At 58.0% G+C, this 18,690-nt stretch carries 16 protein-coding genes; 6 read left to right on the forward strand and 10 right to left on the reverse strand.

The annotated features are described in order from the left end of the window. Nucleotides 1-72 precede the first annotated feature (72 nt). The gene (rpsA, locus tag E1180_RS10260) at nucleotides 73-1,770 is read left to right on the forward strand and encodes a 30S ribosomal protein S1 (RefSeq protein WP_155191078.1); all 1,698 of its coding nucleotides are present in this window, start codon (nucleotides 73-75) and stop codon (nucleotides 1,768-1,770) included. Nucleotides 1,771-1,875: 105 nt separating this feature from the next. On the opposite strand, the gene E1180_RS10265 is transcribed toward rpsA, so the two are convergent. Further along, nucleotides 1,876-3,891 carry a 5'-nucleotidase C-terminal domain-containing protein gene (locus E1180_RS10265; RefSeq protein ID WP_155191079.1) on the reverse strand — a complete coding sequence of 672 codons (2,016 nt, stop codon included), beginning with the start codon at nucleotides 3,889-3,891 and terminating at the stop codon, nucleotides 1,876-1,878. A gap of 245 nt (nucleotides 3,892-4,136) precedes the next feature. Here E1180_RS10265 and E1180_RS10270 point away from each other — a divergent pair, with 245 nt between their 5' ends. The 5 genes from E1180_RS10270 to E1180_RS10290 all read left to right on the forward strand — a co-directional run bounded on the left by E1180_RS10270 (nucleotide 4,137) and on the right by E1180_RS10290 (nucleotide 7,429). Then, the gene (locus tag E1180_RS10270) at nucleotides 4,137-4,565 is read left to right on the forward strand and encodes an FKBP-type peptidyl-prolyl cis-trans isomerase (protein ID WP_155191080.1); all 429 of its coding nucleotides are present in this window, start codon (nucleotides 4,137-4,139) and stop codon (nucleotides 4,563-4,565) included. Nucleotides 4,566-4,780: 215 nt separating this feature from the next. Then, nucleotides 4,781-5,767 carry a signal peptide peptidase SppA gene (sppA, locus tag E1180_RS10275; RefSeq protein WP_155191081.1) on the forward strand — a complete coding sequence of 329 codons (987 nt, stop codon included), beginning with the start codon at nucleotides 4,781-4,783 and terminating at the stop codon, nucleotides 5,765-5,767. Between the two features lie 16 nt (nucleotides 5,768-5,783). After that, on the forward strand, nucleotides 5,784-6,083 hold the full coding sequence (ihfB, locus tag E1180_RS10280; RefSeq protein ID WP_155191082.1) for an integration host factor subunit beta: 300 nt from the start codon (nucleotides 5,784-5,786) through the stop codon (nucleotides 6,081-6,083). Nucleotides 6,084-6,144: 61 nt separating this feature from the next. After that, entirely contained in the window at nucleotides 6,145-6,510 is a 366-nt protein-coding gene (locus E1180_RS10285) for a DUF1049 domain-containing protein (protein ID WP_208997063.1), read from the forward strand. A gap of 7 nt (nucleotides 6,511-6,517) precedes the next feature. Then, complete coding sequence (locus E1180_RS10290; RefSeq protein WP_155191083.1) at nucleotides 6,518-7,429, forward strand: ornithine cyclodeaminase; 912 nt, start codon at nucleotides 6,518-6,520, stop codon at nucleotides 7,427-7,429. Nucleotides 7,430-7,714: 285 nt separating this feature from the next. Here the strand turns inward: E1180_RS10290 and E1180_RS10295 are convergent, their stop codons facing one another. The 9 genes from E1180_RS10295 to E1180_RS10330 all read right to left on the reverse strand — a co-directional run bounded on the left by E1180_RS10295 (nucleotide 7,715) and on the right by E1180_RS10330 (nucleotide 18,682). Beyond that, entirely contained in the window at nucleotides 7,715-8,101 is a 387-nt protein-coding gene (locus E1180_RS10295) for a VOC family protein (RefSeq protein WP_155191131.1), read from the reverse strand. Between the two features lie 184 nt (nucleotides 8,102-8,285). Then, nucleotides 8,286-8,888 (reverse strand): trimeric intracellular cation channel family protein, encoded by a 603-nt coding sequence (locus E1180_RS10300; protein WP_155191084.1) that lies wholly within the window; start codon nucleotides 8,886-8,888, stop codon nucleotides 8,286-8,288. A gap of 119 nt (nucleotides 8,889-9,007) precedes the next feature. Then, on the reverse strand, nucleotides 9,008-9,643 hold the full coding sequence (gene grpE / locus E1180_RS10305; protein ID WP_155191085.1) for a nucleotide exchange factor GrpE: 636 nt from the start codon (nucleotides 9,641-9,643) through the stop codon (nucleotides 9,008-9,010). 143 nt (nucleotides 9,644-9,786) lie between these two features. Beyond that, nucleotides 9,787-10,107 (reverse strand): thioredoxin, encoded by a 321-nt coding sequence (gene trxA / locus E1180_RS10310; RefSeq protein ID WP_155191086.1) that lies wholly within the window; start codon nucleotides 10,105-10,107, stop codon nucleotides 9,787-9,789. An 86-nt stretch (nucleotides 10,108-10,193) separates the two neighbouring features. After that, complete coding sequence (addA, locus tag E1180_RS10315) at nucleotides 10,194-13,724, reverse strand: double-strand break repair helicase AddA (protein ID WP_155191087.1); 3,531 nt, start codon at nucleotides 13,722-13,724, stop codon at nucleotides 10,194-10,196. After that, nucleotides 13,694-14,761 (reverse strand): PD-(D/E)XK nuclease family protein, encoded by a 1,068-nt coding sequence (locus tag E1180_RS22220; RefSeq protein WP_341873555.1) that lies wholly within the window; start codon nucleotides 14,759-14,761, stop codon nucleotides 13,694-13,696. The genes addA and E1180_RS22220 overlap by 31 nt, the downstream gene beginning before the upstream one ends. Next, a complete protein-coding gene (gene addB / locus E1180_RS10320; RefSeq protein ID WP_208997066.1) occupies nucleotides 14,677-16,827 on the reverse strand; it encodes a double-strand break repair protein AddB in 2,151 nt (716 codons plus the stop codon). Before addB ends, E1180_RS22220 begins: the two co-directional genes overlap by 85 nt. Before the next feature lie 3 nt (nucleotides 16,828-16,830). After that, complete coding sequence (locus E1180_RS10325) at nucleotides 16,831-17,565, reverse strand: nucleotidyltransferase family protein (RefSeq protein WP_155191088.1); 735 nt, start codon at nucleotides 17,563-17,565, stop codon at nucleotides 16,831-16,833. Nucleotides 17,566-17,608: 43 nt separating this feature from the next. Continuing rightward, nucleotides 17,609-18,682, reverse strand: a complete 1,074-nt coding sequence (locus E1180_RS10330) for an aminoglycoside phosphotransferase family protein (RefSeq protein ID WP_155191089.1) — start codon at nucleotides 18,680-18,682, stop codon at nucleotides 17,609-17,611. Nucleotides 18,683-18,690: the final 8 nt, after the last annotated feature.

Genomic DNA, 18,690 nt, shown 5'->3' on the forward strand with positions numbered 1-18,690 from the left:
TTCCGGGAGACAGAAGCTCCGGAGTGCAACACCAACCTGCCGGCGGCGCGCCAAAAGGCGCTAGGAGTATCTATGACCGATTTTAATCCCTCCATGGAAGACTTTGCTGCTCTTCTTGAAGAGTCCTTTGTCCAGAACGACCTCTATGAAGGTGCTGTTGTCAAAGGCACCGTCGTTGCTATCGAAAAAGACCTGGCCGTCATCGATGTTGGCCTGAAAGTCGAAGGCCGCGTGCCGCTGAAGGAATTCGGCGCAAAAGGCCGTGATGGCGAAATGAACGTCGGCGACGAAGTCGAAGTCTACCTGGAGCGTGTCGAAAACGCCCTCGGCGAAGCCGTTCTGTCGCGCGAAAAAGCGCGCCGCGAAGAGAGCTGGGTTCGTCTGGAAGTGGCCTTCGAAGCCAACGAAAAAGTCAACGGCCAGATCTTCAACCAGGTCAAGGGCGGCTTCACCGTCGATCTGGATGGCGCTGTTGCCTTCCTGCCGCGCTCGCAAGTGGACATCCGTCCTGTGCGCGACGTCACTCCGCTGATGCACACTCCTCAGCCGTTCCAGATCCTGAAAATGGACAAGCGCCGCGGCAACATCGTTGTGTCCCGCCGTGTCGTTCTGGAGGAAACCCGTGCCGAGCAGCGTTCGGAACTGGTCCAGAGCCTCGAGGAAGGCCACACTGTCGAGGGTGTCGTCAAGAACATCACCGACTACGGTGCATTCGTCGACCTCGGCGGCATCGATGGCCTGCTCCACGTCACCGACATCGCGTGGCGCCGCATCAACCATCCGTCCGAAGTTCTCACGATCGGTCAGACCGTCAAGGTTCAGATCATTCGCGTCAACCAGGACACGCACCGCATCAGCCTCGGCATGAAGCAGCTTGAAGCTGATCCGTGGGATGGTATCGAAGCCAAGTACCCGATCGAAGCCAAGTTCAACGGCCGTGTGACCAACATCACCGACTACGGTGCATTCGTCGAACTGGAGCCGGGCATCGAAGGCCTGATCCACGTTTCCGAAATGTCCTGGACGAAGAAGAACGTCCATCCGGGCAAAATCGTTTCCACTTCTCAGGAAGTCGAAGTGATGATCCTGGAAGTCGATCCGGTCAAACGCCGCATCTCTCTCGGCCTGAAGCAGACACTGCAGAACCCGTGGGATGCGTTTGCTGAGCAGTTCCCGATCAACACCGAAGTTGAAGGCGAAGTGAAGAACAAGACCGAATTCGGTCTCTTCATCGGCCTCGACGGCGACGTTGACGGCATGGTTCACCTGTCCGATCTGGACTGGAACCGTCCGGGCGAACAGGTCATCGAAGAGTACAAGAAGGGCGACATGGTCAAGGCCATCGTTCTTGATGTTGATGTTGAGAAAGAGCGCATCTCTCTCGGCATCAAGCAACTCTCCGGCGATCCGATGGAATCCGGTGCGGCCGGCGAGCTGCGCAAGAACTCCGTCGTGACCTGTGAAGTGACTGAGATCAAAGACGCAGGTCTGGACGTCAAGATCGCCGACAGCGATCTGGTCGCGTTCATCCGCCGCGCCGATCTCAGCCGCGACCGCGACGAGCAGCGCCCGGAAAAATACTCCGTCGGCGACAAGTTCGATGCCCGCATCACTCAGTTCGACAAGAAAACCCGCAAGGTTTCCGTCTCCATCAAGGCGCTGGAAATCGCAGAGGAAAAAGAAGCTGTCGCTCAGTACGGCTCTTCCGACTCCGGCGCGTCTCTTGGCGACATCCTGGGTGCTGCTCTCAAGCAGCAGAACGACGATTAAGTTATCTGCTTCTTTTCCAGAAGATAAAACGCGAAAGCCCGGCAGCGATGCCGGGCTTTTTGTTGAGATAGGCGACCAGACATATAGGCGTCTGACCAACTCAGATCATTGAACAATCGTGAGGCGCCCGTCCTTCTTTGCACCGGTTTCCGGACCAACGGTTCCGGTCTTGCGAATGTGGGAGATCACTTCGTTCCGGTAAACGAGTCCAGTATGCTCAAACGGCAGCTGACGCACGTCAAAACTCGCAATATTGCCCGGAACATCTGCGCCGATCGGCTTGCCGTTCCAGGTTTCGCCGAAGGCGCCCAGGGCGATGTAGGTGTTGAAGGCAACCCGGAAGGTTTTGTCCAGCTGCTCATCTAACGGCTTGCCCTGGACCAGGACATCAACCGCCCGCGCATCCGCTGCCGTCGCTCCAAGTGCGATCTTGTATCGCAAACCATTGGAGAAATGCAGGAAGCCGCGTGATACAAAGCCTTTCATATCAACGCTTTCCACCTCTTCAGGGCGCAGCAAACGCTTGGCGTTGTTGTCGAGCATCTCCTTCAGTTGCGCACCGGTCATGGTCGCAACATGCACTGCATCCGCGTACGGCATGACGTCATACCAGCCCCGGAAGGTCAGATCGCCCTTGGCGATGCCTGCTGACAATCCTGTCGCATTGAAGATCGCAAGATCCACCGGACCGCCGGGAAAGGCCTTGGACGCCTTGACCAGCGCATCATTCATGTAGTTCGCGAGCGCGACTTCACCAACATACCGGTCTGCAAAGGTCTCTTCCGAGGTCAAACCCTTATCATCAGACACCTGACCAATGACTTCCGCCAGTTTGGCATCGAGCGCCTTGATCATCGGCGCGATATGCGCTTCCTCGAATGCTTGATCGTAGTCTTCCGGCTGTTCAAGAGAAGCAAATTTCGGATCGTCCGCCGCAACGCGCTGGTCGCGTTTCTTGGTCGGATGCAGACCAACGGAGGTGAACCAGCCTTTGCGCCCCTGATCCGCTGCGATCGACATGGCGACATCGCCGAGGAACTTGCCGTGGGCATTGGCTTGGGTGATCAGGACGCCATTGACAACATTGTCGGTGTTGATCCCGCTCTTGTTCAACGTTGTGTGCGAATGACCGCCAATCAGGACCACCGGCTTGTCGGTCAACGGACCAACGGCATCCGCGATCGCAAAGTCACCTTCGCCAATTGTGCGGGACGTTGCCGCTTTCCCGCTCTTATGCTGGTCACCGCCGTAGCCGCAATGCGACAACACAACGATGACGTCACACACTTCGGAGAGTGCCGGGGTCAGGTTACGGGCGGCATCCACCGGGCTGGCAACGGCCAGGTCCGGATCGTCCGGCTGGCCAACACGGGTATCAACCGCTGTTGTCAGACCAATAAAACCCACCCGAAGGCCTTTCACTTCGGCGATGGCCGCCGCAACGTAATCTTCGTCACGCGCAATGTGTTTGGAGCCATGAATGTTGGCTGACAGGACCGGGAAATCTGCGTCGGTATCGATACCCAGCTTCAGAAGTTCCGCGCCGCGGTCAAACTCGTGATTGCCAAAGACGGCGATGTCGACACCGGCGGCGGAGTTCGCGCGGTAACCTGCGTCGGCAACAAACTCCTCCGGAGCCCAGCCCATCAGTTCATCAAAGATCGAACCGGTGTGGTCGTCGCCGGCAGACACGAAAAGAACGATCTCGTCCTCCTTTGCGGCGCTGCGGATGTCTTTGACCATCTTCACGATTTGAGAGAACCGGTGCGTATCTCCCCGCTTGCCGTGCATCTCCGTCAGATGATTGTGCATGTCGTTGAAGTGAAGAACCCGGAGCACGCGCCGCTCACCGTCTTCCAGCGTTGGCATTGGAACAGGATTGCCTTCTTCGGTCACGATCGTCCGGATCGGCCCTGCAAGCGGATCGCCTTTCAAAAGAAACAGACGTTCAAACACCCCGTTTGGGTTCGGCTGTGCTGGAACCATGGCAAGCTCACCGGGTCCAGCCTTGGCATGGGCACGGAAAGAAACAATGGACGGGACAAGCGCCGTGCCGGCAACGACAGCCCCTGTTTTCAAAAATGAACGGCGCGACAGCCCAGATAAAACCGGGTTCGACATAACAACCTCCTTGGCCGGATCGCCAAAATAGAATGGAAAGGATGCGCGTCCTGTTCCATGGCCAAGTGTCAGTAAAATGAATAGTCTGATAAGGACTTAGACAATTCAAGCCACCTCAGGGTCTTTGTCAGGGATAGCGGGTTTCGTTTTATTGCCCAGTACAGTAGGCTTATCTGAGAGAAACGAGCACCTGCAGCAAACTGCGGCCTCAAAACCCACCCCAAGACAGAATTGCGATATGCCTTATGACCGAAGCCAAGCCCGGCGACACGGTTCGCCTTCATTATAAAGGGACGCTTGAAGATGGGTCCGTTTTTGACAGTTCGGAAGGCCGTGACCCGCTGGAATTTACAATTGGGTCCGGCCAGATCATCAAGGGTCTCGATCAAGCGATCCCAGGCATGAAAGTGGGCGACGAAAAAACGGTCAAGATTGCCGCCGAGGATGCTTACGGTCAGCACAATCCAGCTGCAGAGCAAAGCGTTCCGCGCACGCAAATTCCCGACAGCATCCCACTTGCCGTTGGCTTGCAGCTTCAGGCCCAGACCGATAACGGCCAAATGATGAGTGTGACTGTTACCTCCTTCACGGATGAAGAAGTGGTCTTGGATGCAAACCATCCTCTGGCCGGCAAAGATCTCACATTCGACATCCAACTGACCGGTATCAATTGAGCACTGGTGGTGTCAGGTAAATGGCTAAGTGGTCTCTGCAAGCCAGGGAGCACTTGCCGGCTTGGCGGGCAAAGATCCTGCCGGGCCGTCCTGAATGAGCGCTCCAGCACTAAACGTCATGTTTCAACCACTTTGATTTCTTTATAGTTTGCAATTCATCTGGAACTGCGGTCTCAATGCCGGACCTGAGATCCTCAATCATGAGAGCGTTTTGAATGAGTGTTGATGTTGAAGGGTTGCTTGACCGGCGTCGCCTGCGCCGGAAAGTGACGTTCTGGCGTATTCTGACGTTTGTGGTGGTTGCAGCGGGACTGATCGGCGCCCTGATTTATGTTGCAGGCGCGCCAGGACTGTCCAAGCGGTCCGCCCACATCGCCCGCATACCGATTGAAGGCATGATCCTCGACAATCGCAAAACCTTGCGCATGATCGAACGGATGGGCAAATCGACGGCTGTAAAAGGCGTGATCATTTCCATCAATTCTCCAGGCGGTAGCACAACCGGCGGCGAAGGTCTTTATCAAGCGCTGCGCGAGCTTTCGGAGAAGAAACCGGTCGTCGCAGAGATACGTACGATCGGGACCTCCGCAGGATATATGATTGCCTTGGCCGCGGATCATATCGTCGCCCGGTACAACACGATCACGGGATCAATCGGCGTCCTGTTCCAGTTTGGAAACATCCAGCAATTGCTTGATACGGTTGGCGTGAAAATGGAGGCCATCAAAAGCGCCCCGCTGAAGGCCGAGCCCGACTTTTACTCCCAAACAACGCCGGAAGCGCGGGCCATGCTCCAGACACTTGTCAGCGATTCCTACGATTGGTTTGTCGCGCTGGTTGCCGAGCGGCGCCAGTTGGAGCCTGCAAAAGCCAAGGAGCTGGCGGATGGCCGGATCCTGACCGGCCACAGAGCGCAGGAAGAGAAACTTGTCGATGCTATCGGCGGTGAAGACGCTGCTATTAAGTGGCTGGTTGAAGAAAAAGGGGTGACCAAGGATCTTCCGGTCGTCACTTGGACCGTGAATGAGAACATTGACGATCTGCCTTTTGCGGCCCGTGTCTCCCGGGAGTTCGGAAAAGGCATCGGCACAGCCCTTCTTGGCCCAATGAATGACGCTAAAGGCCTGATTCCTCGAGGTCTTACGCTTGACGGGCTCGTATCCGTTTGGCAGGCTCCTGAGGCGGCAGACAATAAACCTTAGCGCGAGGGGGCGTCATATGATCAAATCCGAGCTGGTTCAGCACATTGCTGAGCAGAATCCGCACCTATATCAACGTGACGTGGAAAACATCGTCAATGCGATACTGGACGAGATCACTGAGGCGCTGATGCGCGGAGATCGGGTGGAACTGCGCGGTTTCGGTGCATTTTCCGTCAAGAACCGTCCTGCGCGGGTTGGCCGCAATCCCAGAACAGGGCAAAAGGTTGAAGTCGACGAAAAGTTCGTCCCATTTTTCAAAACCGGCAAGGAAATGCGGATCCGGTTGAATGACGGTGTCGATCACGGGGATGATTGACGCACGGCAACAGCCGTAATGATCCGGTCCCGCCAACAGCTTGAAGCTTCTGGAGATCACTGTGTTCCGTTTCATCAAAACCGTTATTTTGATGCTCACCATTATCATTGTGGTGCCGTTGGCTGTTGCGAACCGGCACACGGTGTCAATCGCGCTTAATCCTTTTGATCCGCAGGACCCCCGCCTGACCGTGCCGGACGTTCCGCTGTTCTGGGTGTTTTTCGCCTGCATTATGGTGGGAATCGTTCTGGGTGGCGTTGGCGTTTGGACCGCACAGGGCCGCTGGCGCAAAGAAGCCCGAGTGAAGCGGCGCGAAGCCGACAAGTGGCATAAGGAAGCCGACAAGCTGCGGGAAATGACGGCACCTGCCCCCGGCTTGCCAGGAGGCAAAGGGCTGCCTGCTCCGGATAAGCGCTCCGCGGCCTAACCCACCAATGCGCATTATCTCCAGCGATGAAATCGATTATTGCCTGGAAGATAGAGACGTTTTGGAAACCCTGCGCCGTGCCTTCCGGTCCAGCATTCAAACCCCGTATGTTGACGCTCTCACCATACCAAGGCCAAAGCAATCCGCCGGGGCGCTCGAATTTCACCCGGCATGGACGAACTTTGCCGGGCAGGGGCATAGCGATCGCGGATATATCGGCTGCAATCTGAAACTGTCCCTGCCGGAACTGACCGGCCCCGCATCCAACATCTATGTGCTGTTTTCCGGAAGCGGCGGCCAGCCTATCGCTCTGATTGATGGCATGCGGCTCGGGGTTTGGCGGAAGGCGGGAATTCACGGGCTGGCCGCGGCTTATCTCGCGCGCGAGGACGCCCGCCGCATGCTTGTCATTGGCGATGATCCCCGGCTCCCGCGTATCGTATCGGCCTATTCATCCGTAAGGGGCCTAACATCGGTTCTGTTCTGCGGCACCGCTCCATCCGTCCAAAAGCGCATTTCGGGAAACTCGGGCCTTTCCCATCTTCACTTTGGAACCACAGCCGACATCCCGGCGGCGGTGGAAGGCGCGGATATTGTCTGTGTTGCCGGTCCCGCGCACAACCAGCAAGATCAGTCATTGCTGCCTGACGACTTCGATCCCCCAGCGGGCTGCCACATCGACGTGCTCAATCCGCGCCTGTCCCTGCCATCGGACCTTCTTGAGGACTGCCGACTGTTTACCTCCGATTGTTCGCACCCGCCTTTTGACGGCAAGGATTGGGCAGCAGATCTGACCGACCTTGCACGCGGTGATAAGGCCGGCCGCCGCTACTATGGTCAAAGAACGCTTTTTTGCGCGAACACACTGACCGGAAAAGCTGACTTTGCTTTGGCAACACACGTTTTTTTGAGAACCTGAGCGCTGGTAAGCGCCATCTCAAAGCCCATATCTAAATGTAGCAAGGGGAGCACCCGAAGCCCGTCGTTCAATGAAGCGTAAAACGCACATGTCATCGACTGCTTCAAATCGTGTTTCTTTCGAAGGAGCCTGACATGCTTAGGACTTTTGCCTATGGCGCAAGTCTCCCGATGGTCACCTTGGGGCTGATCGTCTATGTGTCGGCCGCTTATGGGCTGGTCTACTAACATCAAGACAGAAAGCGGGTCCGGCAGGTCCCGCTTTCTGTCTTTTTGATCTGAACTCTTACTCCCGGATTTCGGCGGGTGTCATCCACCCCTGGACGGCACCGCCTGGGTCTTTGAGGACAGCGATGCGTCCGATCCCCGGGACAACAAATGGCGGCGTAAGGATCATGGCCCCTTGCGTCTTTGCAAGCTCCAACCGCTCATCCACATTGTCGACCGAAAGATAGGACATCCAGTGTTCCGAAACGCCGCCAAATTTCGGCCCTGACATGGGAAACACACCCGCAACCGGGTCGTCACCGAGTTTGGCGAGGTGGTAAATCGTGCCATCCTCCATCGGCATCTCCGAAAACTGCCAGCCAAGGCATGTCGTGTAAAACGCTTTTGCCTTCTCGGGATCCCGGGTCATCAGTTCATTCCAATAAAATGTTCCGTGTTCCCACATAGTCTTCCCTTTCGAGATGGAGGGTAGGATGTACTGCCGGCCGGCGCGCACATGATCCGGGGAAAGTACCATAAACATCGCCATAAGGCTGCGCGGCTGCGGTCACATTCGGACCATAGGCCCCCCACCGGCGCCGGCACATCTCAAGACGGGAGCAAGCCCTTACATCTCTGTGGGAGGTGCTCTAGCGGCTTTTGTAGCCCGGAAGGGTCCAGCCATAGGTCAACGCGCCGCCGCGCAAGACGAAAGCCAACAGCCCGGCAATACAGGCCGCAGGGAGCTGGGCAAGGCCAAGCTTGGCCAAAAGCACAAAGCAGCCGGCCCCGGCAAAAGCGGCACTCACATAAATCTCCGGCTTTACGATTGATGACGGTTCGCGCGCAATTGTGTCACGCAACACCCCGCCGAACGTCGCTGTCGCCACCCCCATCAGGACGGCAACCAAAACCGTGTCGCCAACGCTCATGGCCTTGGCCGCCCCCATCACGGAATACGCAGAAATTCCCACAGCGTCCGCCCATCTCAGCGGCTTGTTGAGCTGCTCGATCCAGTGGGCGAAAAACCACAGGAACACACTGACCCCCAAGCAGACCAGCAAATACCCTTCATTGCCAACCCAAAATACCGGCACACCAAGCAACAAGTCGCGCAAGGTCCCGCCGCCAATGCCGGTCAGCGTGGCAAAAAACAAAAACGCGATGAAATCCAATTGCTTGCGGGAGGCGATAATCCCGCCGGTAATGGCGAAAACCGCAACCCCGACATAATCCAGATACTGCAACAGCATAATCGGCCGATCCAAAATCAAAAAAACCGCCCTGACCATATGGCAAGGGCGGTTTGAATGTCATGTGTTCGCGGCAGTTAGATCAGCGGGCCATTCCCGCAGAAAGCGCCGGCTGAGGGTCACACACTCTTGTCAACAGCCTCTCCTGCGTCGCCGGTCGCCGCAGCTTGTGGCACTTCTTTTGGCCCGCCCTTGGAAACACCAACCATGGCAGGACGCAAAACGCGCTCGCCGATCACGTAACCGGCCTGAACGACCTGGACAACGGTGTTGTTCGGGACTTCCGTGTTCGGCACTTCAAACATGGCCTGGTGGAAATTCGGGTCGAATTTCTGCCCTTCCGGCTCCAGCTTCTTGACGCCGTTCTTCTCCAGCTGATTGAGCAGATCCCGCTCAATCATTTCAACACCCTCGATCAGAGAAGCTACGCCAGCATCGGCATTGCGCCGGTCTTCTTCCGGCAGCGCTTCAAGAGCACGGCGAAGATTGTCGGAGACCGTCAGCATATCCCGAGCGAAACTGGAAACAGCATATTGCCGGGCATCCTTGACTTCTTTTTCTGTCCGGCGGCGTAGGTTTTCCATTTCCGCCATCGTGCGCAGCGCCCGGTCCTTCAGCTCCGCGTTTTCAGCAGTCAGAGCGTCAACCGGGTCAGCACCAGCTTCATCTCCGGCATCTGGCTGTTCTGCGGCTGCTTCAGTGTCCGGTGTGACGGATTCCGGCTGATCTTCCGGGGTTTGATTTTCGTTGCTCATGAATGTTCCGTTTGGCTCAAACTTGTCTGCGGATGCTTATAAGTCCGGTGCCTCGATTTTTCAAAGCAGATCGGCGGATAGGCTTTCGCTTATCCGCCGGATCGCATCGATATGGTCTTGGCAGCCCGGCTGCCCGTGACGACTTAAAGGGCGCTGTTGATCCAGTCGGCAAGCTTGTTTTTCGGTGCGGCACCAACCTGCTGTGCCATTGGTTCGCCGTCCTTGAAGATAATCAGCATGGGGATGGACCGGACGCCATACTTCATGGCCATGTCCTGGTTCTCATCGATGTTCAGCTTGGTAATCTTGACCTTGCCGTCCAACTCCTCGGAAATTTCTTCCAGGGCTGGCGCAATCATCTTACAAGGGCCGCACCATTCCGCCCAAAAATCGACGACAACAGGACCATCGGATTCCAGAACTTCTGCTGCGAATGACGCGTCGGTGACTTGTGTGGTAGCCATAACAATATCTCGTGGTTTGGAAGAGCTGCGCCTACCCAATGCAAGCGCGCTGGTTGGCACGAACGTAGGTAGCCTTCCAGGCGGCGTCAACCCGCGATGGTCTCCGGCAGAAGGTTGGCAAAGGTTTCTTCGAGGACGGCTGCCGGGATTTCCATGATGGACGGACCAGATGTCCACAAAAGCTGGGCAACAATCTCGTGACCGGGATAGATGTGACGCAACAATTCCCGATAAACACTTAGCTGTGCACGATACTCTAGCGGGACATCATCAACCGCCGTTGGCGGGTTCAAGTTGGTCTTGTAGTCCACGATCACAACACGGTTATCGGCGATCACCAGGCGGTCAATCAAACCCGAGATCTCGACACCCTCCCCGTTGGCGGCCTGAATGGTTCCAACAACCGGAACTTCGGCGCGGGCATTTTTCGAAAACACATATGCGAATGCCGGGGCTTCCAGAACGGAGATGACTTCCCTCAGCAGATCCTCCCGGTGCCCGGCAAATTCCGGCTTCACGCCTTGATCAATCAGATCGGCTGCCGCCTTCTTCCGGGCCCCGGCCGGAACATCCGGAAGCAGCTCCAGCAGCCGGTGGATCAGTGTTCCTTTTTCCAGTGGCCATGACGCGTCAGACGCCTTTGCATGAAGCCTGGAGCCTTTGGGAACGGTATCTATCCCCTCCTTGGTCTCCATCGCTTCAAACACTTTCGATGGTTGAAGCCGCCGCTTTCTGGGTAGAGGTTTCATGGGTTCCAGCAACCATCCGGGCATGACCGGATCAGTTGGGGTACGTTCGGGTTGGGTTTCCTTCGGCGCGGTTTCACTATCAGCTGGCGAAGGCGTTTGTTGCCATTGCCATGCAACGATATCCCCAGCCGGGTTCTGGATCTCCTTTGCCTCAGGCTTCAGGGCTCGCGAGACCATCTGATACCAGCAGTTTTCATGAGCTCCCCGTTTTGGCTGCCACCCGCAGACAACAAGCCTGTCTTCGGCCCGGGTGAGCGCCACATAGAGCAAACGCCGGTACTCTTCCTCCTGCTTGTCCCGGAGCCCCGAAAGCGTCTCCTCGTGCCAAGCCATCCGGTCAGCTTTTGGCGGCAACCACACAAGGGCTGGCGGTAACAGCTCGTTTCCGTGTCTTGCCCGTGGCAGAAAGGCCGGATCATGAAGGGCGCTGACAGGAGCGCCGCCCGGATCTGCCAGGATCACGGTCTTTGCTTCCAATCCCTTGGACCCGTGCACGGTCATGATCCGGACCATGCCTTTTGTGTTGGTAAGCTCGCGCTTGATTTCTGTTGGCGCGGCGGCCATCCAGGCCAGGAACCCCTCCAGGCCCGGCATGCCGGTTTGCTCATAGGCAATCGTAAGCGCCAGGAACTCGTCGAGAACATCGTCGACTTCGACACCAAGGCGTCCGCGAAAGGCCTTCCGGCCACCATCCGCTCCAAGAAGGCGCGCGAAGAACTCGTATGGAGGTACGAAGTCCGCGCGGCTGCGCCAGTCTTCCAAACGCGTGCGCACGGCTGCCCACTTCGCGTCTGCCGATGCGCGCTTGAGCACCATCTGCCAAAGCGTTCCGGGCCTCACCTTGTCCGGAGTTTCGCGTGCGACCTCCAGAAGGTAGTCATCATCCAGCCCGAACAAGGGGCTTTTCAGAACGGCAGCCAAGGACAGATCATCTTCGGGCAAAAGCATGAACCGGCCCAGAGCGGCAAGATCCTGGACAGCAATATGCTTTGTCAAAACAAGCCGGTCGCTGCCAGCTGTCGGTAAGTTGAGCCGTTTCAGTTCCCGGTTCAAAGCGTCGACAAACGGGCCTCGTTTGCGCACGAGAACCATCACGTCACCAGGTTCAACCGCACCGCTTCTCACCCACCCGGAAATGGTTTCGGCAATCCGGCAGGCCAGTTTGAGCATGGGGCTGCCCGTGCCGACATGATCAATCGGCTGGCGCCAGTCATCCGGCTCATCGATCTCCGTCTCGGCCTCCATCGGCCACAGCTCGACGACTCCGGGGTCCCGCCGGATGGCTTCGTGAACCGGTGCGGTCACCTCCTGTGAAAGTCCCTTATGCGCCGCCTCGTCCTTGAAGATCCGGTCGACCGCCCCCAATACATCCGGCGCCGAGCGAAACGAGAGCTGCAAGTTGACGGAATGAAATTCCCGCTCGGCCTGTCCGGCACGCCTCGAAAAATCCCGCCGCATGGCATCAAAATAGGCTGGGATTGCTCCCTGGAAGGAGTAGATGGACTGCTTTTCGTCACCGACCGCAAAAAGAGTTCTTGCCGCCTCGCGCGCGCCCTCACCGGAAAAGAACTCTGACGCCAGCGAAGCAATCACTTCCCATTGGCGCGGGCTTGTATCCTGCGCTTCGTCAACGAGAATATGGTCAAGGCCCTGGTCCAGTTTGAACTGCACCCATTGGGCCGCATCGGACTTCGCAAGGAGGGTCGCGGTCTTGACCACAAGATCCTCGAAATCCAGGTAACCTCTTGTGTTTTTCGCTTCTTCGTAATGACCGATCACTGCATCGGCCAGCCGGAGCAAAGCAACGGTCCCTTCATATGTGACCCGTTTCCGGCGTTCTTCGAGGAGGCCGAGTAGCCGTTGTTGCTCGCCAAAAAGCGCCTCGACCATTTCAGGAAAGGCTTCCGCAACCTTCTTGGTCGCAAGAGATTTGCGGGCCTCCAGTTTGCCGGTCAAGTACAGCGGCAGCCAGGCCTCCCGAAACGCTACGGTATCGGTCAGCCTTGCGGCTGCGACGAGAGCCTCCGCCTTGGCCTGATCCGTCTTGGTTCCGGTTCTCAGGGCCTCGGCATAACTGAGACAGGTGTTCAGATCGAACGGGCAGCTGGACTTAAACTGCGCATCAAAACCGGAGACCGTTGCACCGGCCTCCACCTCAAGATCGAGCGCCAAATCGTTCAGGGCAGTGTCGAGCCCGCCTGCGTCTCCCGTCCAGCGGCGAAACGCGTCCCGGTTCTGGATCAGCTCATCCAGTGCCTTTTGAGCAGCACCGTCACTCATGAGATCAATCACCGAGCCGAGGGCCCGGCCAAAAGCGCTGTCCGGTTCGCTTTCCGCTGTGTGTAGAACAAATTCTCGCGCTGCGGCCATCAGCTCGGTCGCCACCCGGTCATCAAGCACGGCAAAATGACCCGCTACATTGGCTTCGAGCGGGAACTGATGAAGCAACGCCTCGCAGAAGCCGTGAATGGTTTGAATTTTCAGCCCGCCAGGCGTTTCCAACGCGCGCGCGAAGAGACGGCGGGCCATGGCAAGACGCGGCCGGTCCGGTTTCCGCCCTTCAATATCCGTCAATTCGGCCGTGAGCGCTTCGTCGCACATGGTTACCCACGTGCCAAGGATCTTGAAGACACGGGTTGCCATTTCGGCCGCCGCAGCCTTGGTGAACGTCAGGGCCAGGATCCGCGATGGATCCGTGCCATCGAGGAGCAGACGGACAACCCGGCGGGACAGGACAAAGGTTTTGCCTGAACCGGCATTTGCACTCACCCAAGCGGAGGCCTGCGGACGGGACGCAAGATCCTGACGTGTCCGGGTCAGTTCGGGGATTTGAAAGCTCACTCCGTCTCCTCCCCGCCAATGGCCCATTCCTGCGTGCGAGCGAGATGATCGTAGGGCCCGTCTTGCTGACGCTCACGCATCACGCGGGCCCGTGAGAGATATCCGGTTTCCTCCTTCGCATAATGGGCGATCAATTGTTCCAGGCGGCTCCAGGCATCTTCGATCAAGTCCTCCAGCGCCGTTTCTTTTGGATTCCGGCCTGCTTCAAGCACAGGATCCGATCCGCCTTTGAGTTGAAGATAAAGAAGATCCGAGATCGGCTCAGATGCAGGAATGTCTGAAAATCCGCCGCGCTTCACCATTGCCGCCGTCAATGGCAGTTGCGGTGACAACAGGGCGTCGACCTGTTTTTGGCTCGGCACCTGTCCGGTTTTATAGTCAATGATCGAAAGGGTTCCGTCCTTCATGACATCGATCCGGTCCGCGCGGCCCCGCAAACGGAAATCAAAGCCGGGCAAGGCCAGCGGAACGCCGCCGCCGATTTCCAGATACCGTTTCTCGACCTCCAAACTCCGCTTGGCCTCATAGCCGACGAATTCCTTGGCAATGCGCTGAAACCGGGGCCACCACAACGCACGCAAGGCCGGAAAGGCGTCCAGGGGCTCGAACAAGTCATCACCGATGCCGATCAGGGCGGCAACCGCGCTTTCGTCCATTGGGCAATCCCAAACGGTCAGAAAACGCGCGAGCGCATCGTGGATCAGATTGCCTTTGTCGGCGGCACCGGGTTCTCCGCCAATAGGATCAACAGGCTGGAGCTTGAGAACATGGCGGGCGTAAATCGCATAAGGGTCGCGGATCAGCCTTTCGATCTCGGTAATAGACAGCGTCTCGGGTCTTGCGGCTATTGGCGGACGCGGAGACGGGCGCTCTGCGGGGGTTACACTGCCCAGAGGCTGGTCAAGATACGCGGCAAATTTCGTGTAATAGGCGCCACGTTCTTCCATCGCCGATGTGACAGTAGGGCCCGCAAGCGTTGTCAGCCGCTGAAGCCAGCGTGAGGCGACGGTCGGCGCGCCATCGGAGCGCCCGGAGCGCGACAGTAAGACCCGCCGGGCTCCCATGCCCTGCGAGAAGTCGTGCGCTGCAGCTCCAGCCGGCGCTCTGGCGGCTCCAGGCCCAATTCCCGTTTCATGGGTCTGTTCAGCCATGGATCATTCCGGGTTCTCTGCGGCCAGATACCTTCATTCAATCCCCCGAGAACCACGAAATCGAAAGACTGAAGCCTTGCCTCCATGGGCCCCAAAATCTGGACACGCGGATCACCGGGCAGACGGCGGCGGACCGCTTGGCCCACCATGAGCGCCGGTAGTACAGACGGCCATTCGGCTGGATGAATGGCGAGGCCGCTATGATCTGCTTCCAAAAGACCGGTTAGAAATGCTGCAAGCGCTTCACCAGCCTCGCCAGCATAGAGTTCGCTTAAGCTGCCATCTTCTTCCCGGGCGACTGCCTGGACAACATCAACATGACGGCGCGCCAGTTCGGCAACGGGAACAGGCTCTGATGCGCCCGCAAGGTCTTCAAGCGGCTGCAAGGCATCACCTAGGCGGTCAACCAGCGAAGATATGACGTCCCAATCGCCCTCATGTATCTTCTTCCAGCGCGGGACATGCGGGGTATCCGATGCACGGCGGCTTGCCTCAACTGCAGCCCTCAGACCTGCCGTCCCAGGCCGTGGGCGCGGGCCGCGCACGACCCCGCGCTCCAGCGCCCGGCTCGCCGACCTGATATCCTTGACGGGCATACCGAGCCGTGCCAGCGGATGTTTCAGCAAACTCAACAGGTCAATCGGCTCGCACCCGCCGAGCGCGAGCCGTGCCGCCAGAAGCGCAAGGACCGCCGGCGCGGTTTGATCAAGTGGCCGTCCGGCACTGTCATCGACCTGGATGTTCCAGCGGATCAGCTCGGCCGCAACTCTCCGCGTCAACATCCGGTCAGGGGAGATCAGGGCAGCAGCTTGGCCCAGCTGAACCGCCTCGCGCAAGGCCGTTGCAACGCTCAAGGCTTCATCCGCTTCGTTGCGCCCTGTCATAATCCCGACGTTCTCAAGGGCGCACGCACGCTCTCTTTCATCCATTTCATTCAGAAAAGCGGTCCAGCCGTCAGACGTATCAGCCGGTCTGAGCGCCTCTGAAACCAGCGTCTCCCGCAGGTCCAGATCCGGCTCCGGGGCCGGGCCCAGGGCGGTAAAGCCGGTCCTGGTCATGCCCAACCGGCCCAGGAGCTGCTTCAAAGAATATTGTGGATGTCCGGGGAGTGGCTGACTGATGGAACGCGCCTCCCCTTTGCCCGCCTGCCGTTCACCGATCACCTCCCAGGATCGGTCATCGAGGCGGGTATCGAGACCAGGCAAAACGATAAAACCGTTCTCAAGCCCGGCAACTGCCTTCAGCAATTCCGCTGTTGCCGGAACCGAACCGGTAACGCCAGCAACAATAACCGGTCCCTTGGGCGGATGAGACCGTAACCGCTCCGCCTCGCGCCGGATCAGTTGCGACCGCTGCACCATCGGATCCATAAGACCGCGTTCGGCCAAATGAGCTGGCCAAGCGGATTGAACGATCTGCAGAAAATCCAGGGTGATTTGCCAGTAGCGCGCATGGTCTTCCGGCACGAGACCGGCAACATCCCCCCAGTCGGCTTCTTCCGTTTCAACCTCATCCATCAAGGCAAGCAGATCTCCGGCAAGCCAGGCCGCATCAGCGGCAGATGCTGGGATGCCAAGCGGCTCGCCCGACTTGAGGGACAAGGCCTCCCGGCGGAGGGTTCCTTTCCAGGCCATGACAAGCCGGGTCATGGTAAGATGCCTTTCCAGAAGCGGCATTGGCGGGTCAAGCGGCTCCAGGTCCGGGCCACCGGTCAGAACCTGCAGGTCCTCCTCCGCATCGCCAACCGGGCGGATCGCCGGAAGCAGGACCGGACGTCCACCGAAACATTCCTTGAAAAGGTCCGGCAGCAACCGTGCCGCGCGCCGGGTTGGGAGGTAGAGCGTGACATCAGACAGGGCGAGTGGATCTGAACGGGGCTCAAAGCCACGTACCAGAGTGCCGTTCACCAGCGCCTCGACAAGTGTCTTCAGAAATGGAACGGATGGCGGGATTGTGAAGAAGCGCTGCTGATCTGGCATGCCTCAAGCTGCACTTTCGCGCACGGCATATTCGGCTGCGCGAATGGCTTCCGGTGTTCCAATGTGAAGCCAGAGGCCTTCCATTTGAACGCCAAACAGACGGCCATCAGCGATTGCCTTGTCGAACAGCGTGTTCATGGAGAAGGGCCCTTCAGGCGCGCCCTCAAAGAGCCGCGGGTGATAGATCGCAGCCCCGGCATAAGCAAAGGGTGTCACGCCCTTTTCCGGGCGGCGCGTCAGCGACCCGTCGCGTGCCATATCAAAATCACCGCGCCCCGAGTAGGCAACCGCATTTACTGTTTCTGCAAGAAGCAAGAGCGCATCCATGCGCTCATTGTCCCAGGCATCAATCATGTGCTCCAGGTTCGGCTTGACCCCCTCGATCCAGTAACACGTGTCAGAGTTCAGCTGGAAAAACGGCTCAGGTCCCAAAAGCGGCAATGCATTGTTGATGCCGCCGCCAGTCTCCAGGAGCTGTTCACGCTCATCTGAAATGATGATCTCCATGTCATCGCGCCGGCGGACATGCACTTCCACCAGATCGGCAAGGTAATGCACGTTCACGACGCAAGTCTTGACCCCCGCTGCGGCCAGCCGGTCCATTCCATGGTCGATCAGTGCCTGACCGTTCACCTCAATGAGCGGCTTCGGTGTGGTCGCGGTGAGCGGCCGCATCCGCTTGCCAAGACCGGCAGCAAGGATCATAGCTTTGGATGGACGAAAGCGTGGGTTGGTCATCTGATTGCTCTATCCTCAATTCCCGTGAGCGCGCCGCTGCGGCCTAGCGCGCGTAACGCAGGTACCATTCTTTCAAATCCGGCACCGCGCCGCTGTCAAGCACACGTTGCAGGTAGCCCTGCATGCGCGGCAAATGGCCCAGGTAACCGGGCTTGTTGTCCCGCCGGGCAAGGCGAACAAAAATGCCAAGGATCTTTGTTATCCGCTGAAGCGCCATAACCCCATAAGCCCGATCAAAGGAGGTCACATCGAAGTTTGCGTTCTGGTCCACACGACAGGCCACGTAAGCATTCCGTAGTGCACTTTCCAGCTCAACCGAAATGTCTGTTCTGGCATCCAGAAACAGGCTGGCTGCATCATAAGCAACGGGGCCGATCACCGTGTCCTGAAAGTCAATCAGGCCAATCCGGTCTGCCTCTGCCGCTGCGGGCTGCCACAACAGGTTCGGCGAATGAAAATCCCTTAAAACCCATCCTGTTTCAGCGCTGCGAATGCTTGACAGCGCCTTCTTCCAGAGCGCTTCAAACTCGGTTCTCACCTCTTGGGGAGCCGCCTCACCCGCCAATTCAGGATAGTACCAATCCAGGAACAGAGAAGCCTCAGCGATTAGGGCCTCAGACGTGTAAACAGGCACTTGATAAGAGGTGTTTCCAGAAATTTTCACCACTTCTGGCCAGGCCTCGCCATGCAGCCGGGCCAGCAGTTTAGCGGCAGCGTGATATCGCTCTTCAACCGGCCTGCCATGCTCCACAAGCGTCGTCCGCCCGAGATCTTCGCTCAGAATGAGCCCAGCTTCAATGTCTGCGGCGAAGACCTCTGGAGCCCGGAAACCGTGCGCCCGGAGCTCCTGCCCGATTGCAAGGACGGACCGGCAATCTTGAGCCAGATGAACGCGTGTCATGTAACTGCGCACTGCGTCCGGCACCTGATTTCCTGTGAACGGCCAGCGCATCAGGACCGCATTGCGACCACCTTCGGCGACCGTTTCAAAAGTTCTGAGCGAGGCGTCTCCCGCCAGATGCCGGCGTTGCGCCCCCGCCCAGCCACTCTTTGCAAGAAGGGCTTCGATTTGTTCACTTTGATAAGAGGGGGATGAGGCGGATGTTCCAGTCATCATGCGAGACT

The sequence above is a fragment of the Roseibium denhamense genome (assembly GCF_009711415.1).
Classification (GTDB): Bacteria; Pseudomonadota; Alphaproteobacteria; order Rhizobiales; family Stappiaceae; genus Roseibium; species Roseibium denhamense.

Bases quoted from the DNA above. Each gene is read 5' to 3' on its own strand.
- rpsA (WP_155191078.1), top strand. From the start codon at position 73: ATGACCGATTTTAATCCCTCCATGGAAGACTTTGCTGCTCTTCTTGAA.
- E1180_RS10265 (WP_155191079.1), bottom strand. From the start codon at position 3,891: ATGTCGAACCCGGTTTTATCTGGGCTGTCGCGCCGTTCATTTTTGAAA.
- E1180_RS10270 (WP_155191080.1), top strand. From the start codon at position 4,137: ATGACCGAAGCCAAGCCCGGCGACACGGTTCGCCTTCATTATAAAGGG.
- sppA (WP_155191081.1), top strand. From the start codon at position 4,781: ATGAGTGTTGATGTTGAAGGGTTGCTTGACCGGCGTCGCCTGCGCCGG.
- ihfB (WP_155191082.1), top strand. From the start codon at position 5,784: ATGATCAAATCCGAGCTGGTTCAGCACATTGCTGAGCAGAATCCGCAC.
- E1180_RS10290 (WP_155191083.1), top strand. From the start codon at position 6,518: ATGCGCATTATCTCCAGCGATGAAATCGATTATTGCCTGGAAGATAGA.
- E1180_RS10295 (WP_155191131.1), bottom strand. From the start codon at position 8,101: ATGTGGGAACACGGAACATTTTATTGGAATGAACTGATGACCCGGGAT.
- E1180_RS10300 (WP_155191084.1), bottom strand. From the start codon at position 8,888: ATGCTGTTGCAGTATCTGGATTATGTCGGGGTTGCGGTTTTCGCCATT.
- grpE (WP_155191085.1), bottom strand. From the start codon at position 9,643: ATGAGCAACGAAAATCAAACCCCGGAAGATCAGCCGGAATCCGTCACA.
- trxA (WP_155191086.1), bottom strand. From the start codon at position 10,107: ATGGCTACCACACAAGTCACCGACGCGTCATTCGCAGCAGAAGTTCTG.
- addA (WP_155191087.1), bottom strand. From the start codon at position 13,724: ATGGGCCATTGGCGGGGAGGAGACGGAGTGAGCTTTCAAATCCCCGAA.
- E1180_RS22220 (WP_341873555.1), bottom strand. From the start codon at position 14,761: ATGGGAGCCCGGCGGGTCTTACTGTCGCGCTCCGGGCGCTCCGATGGC.
- addB (WP_208997066.1), bottom strand. From the start codon at position 16,827: ATGCCAGATCAGCAGCGCTTCTTCACAATCCCGCCATCCGTTCCATTT.
- E1180_RS10325 (WP_155191088.1), bottom strand. From the start codon at position 17,565: ATGACCAACCCACGCTTTCGTCCATCCAAAGCTATGATCCTTGCTGCC.
- E1180_RS10330 (WP_155191089.1), bottom strand. From the start codon at position 18,682: ATGATGACTGGAACATCCGCCTCATCCCCCTCTTATCAAAGTGAACAA.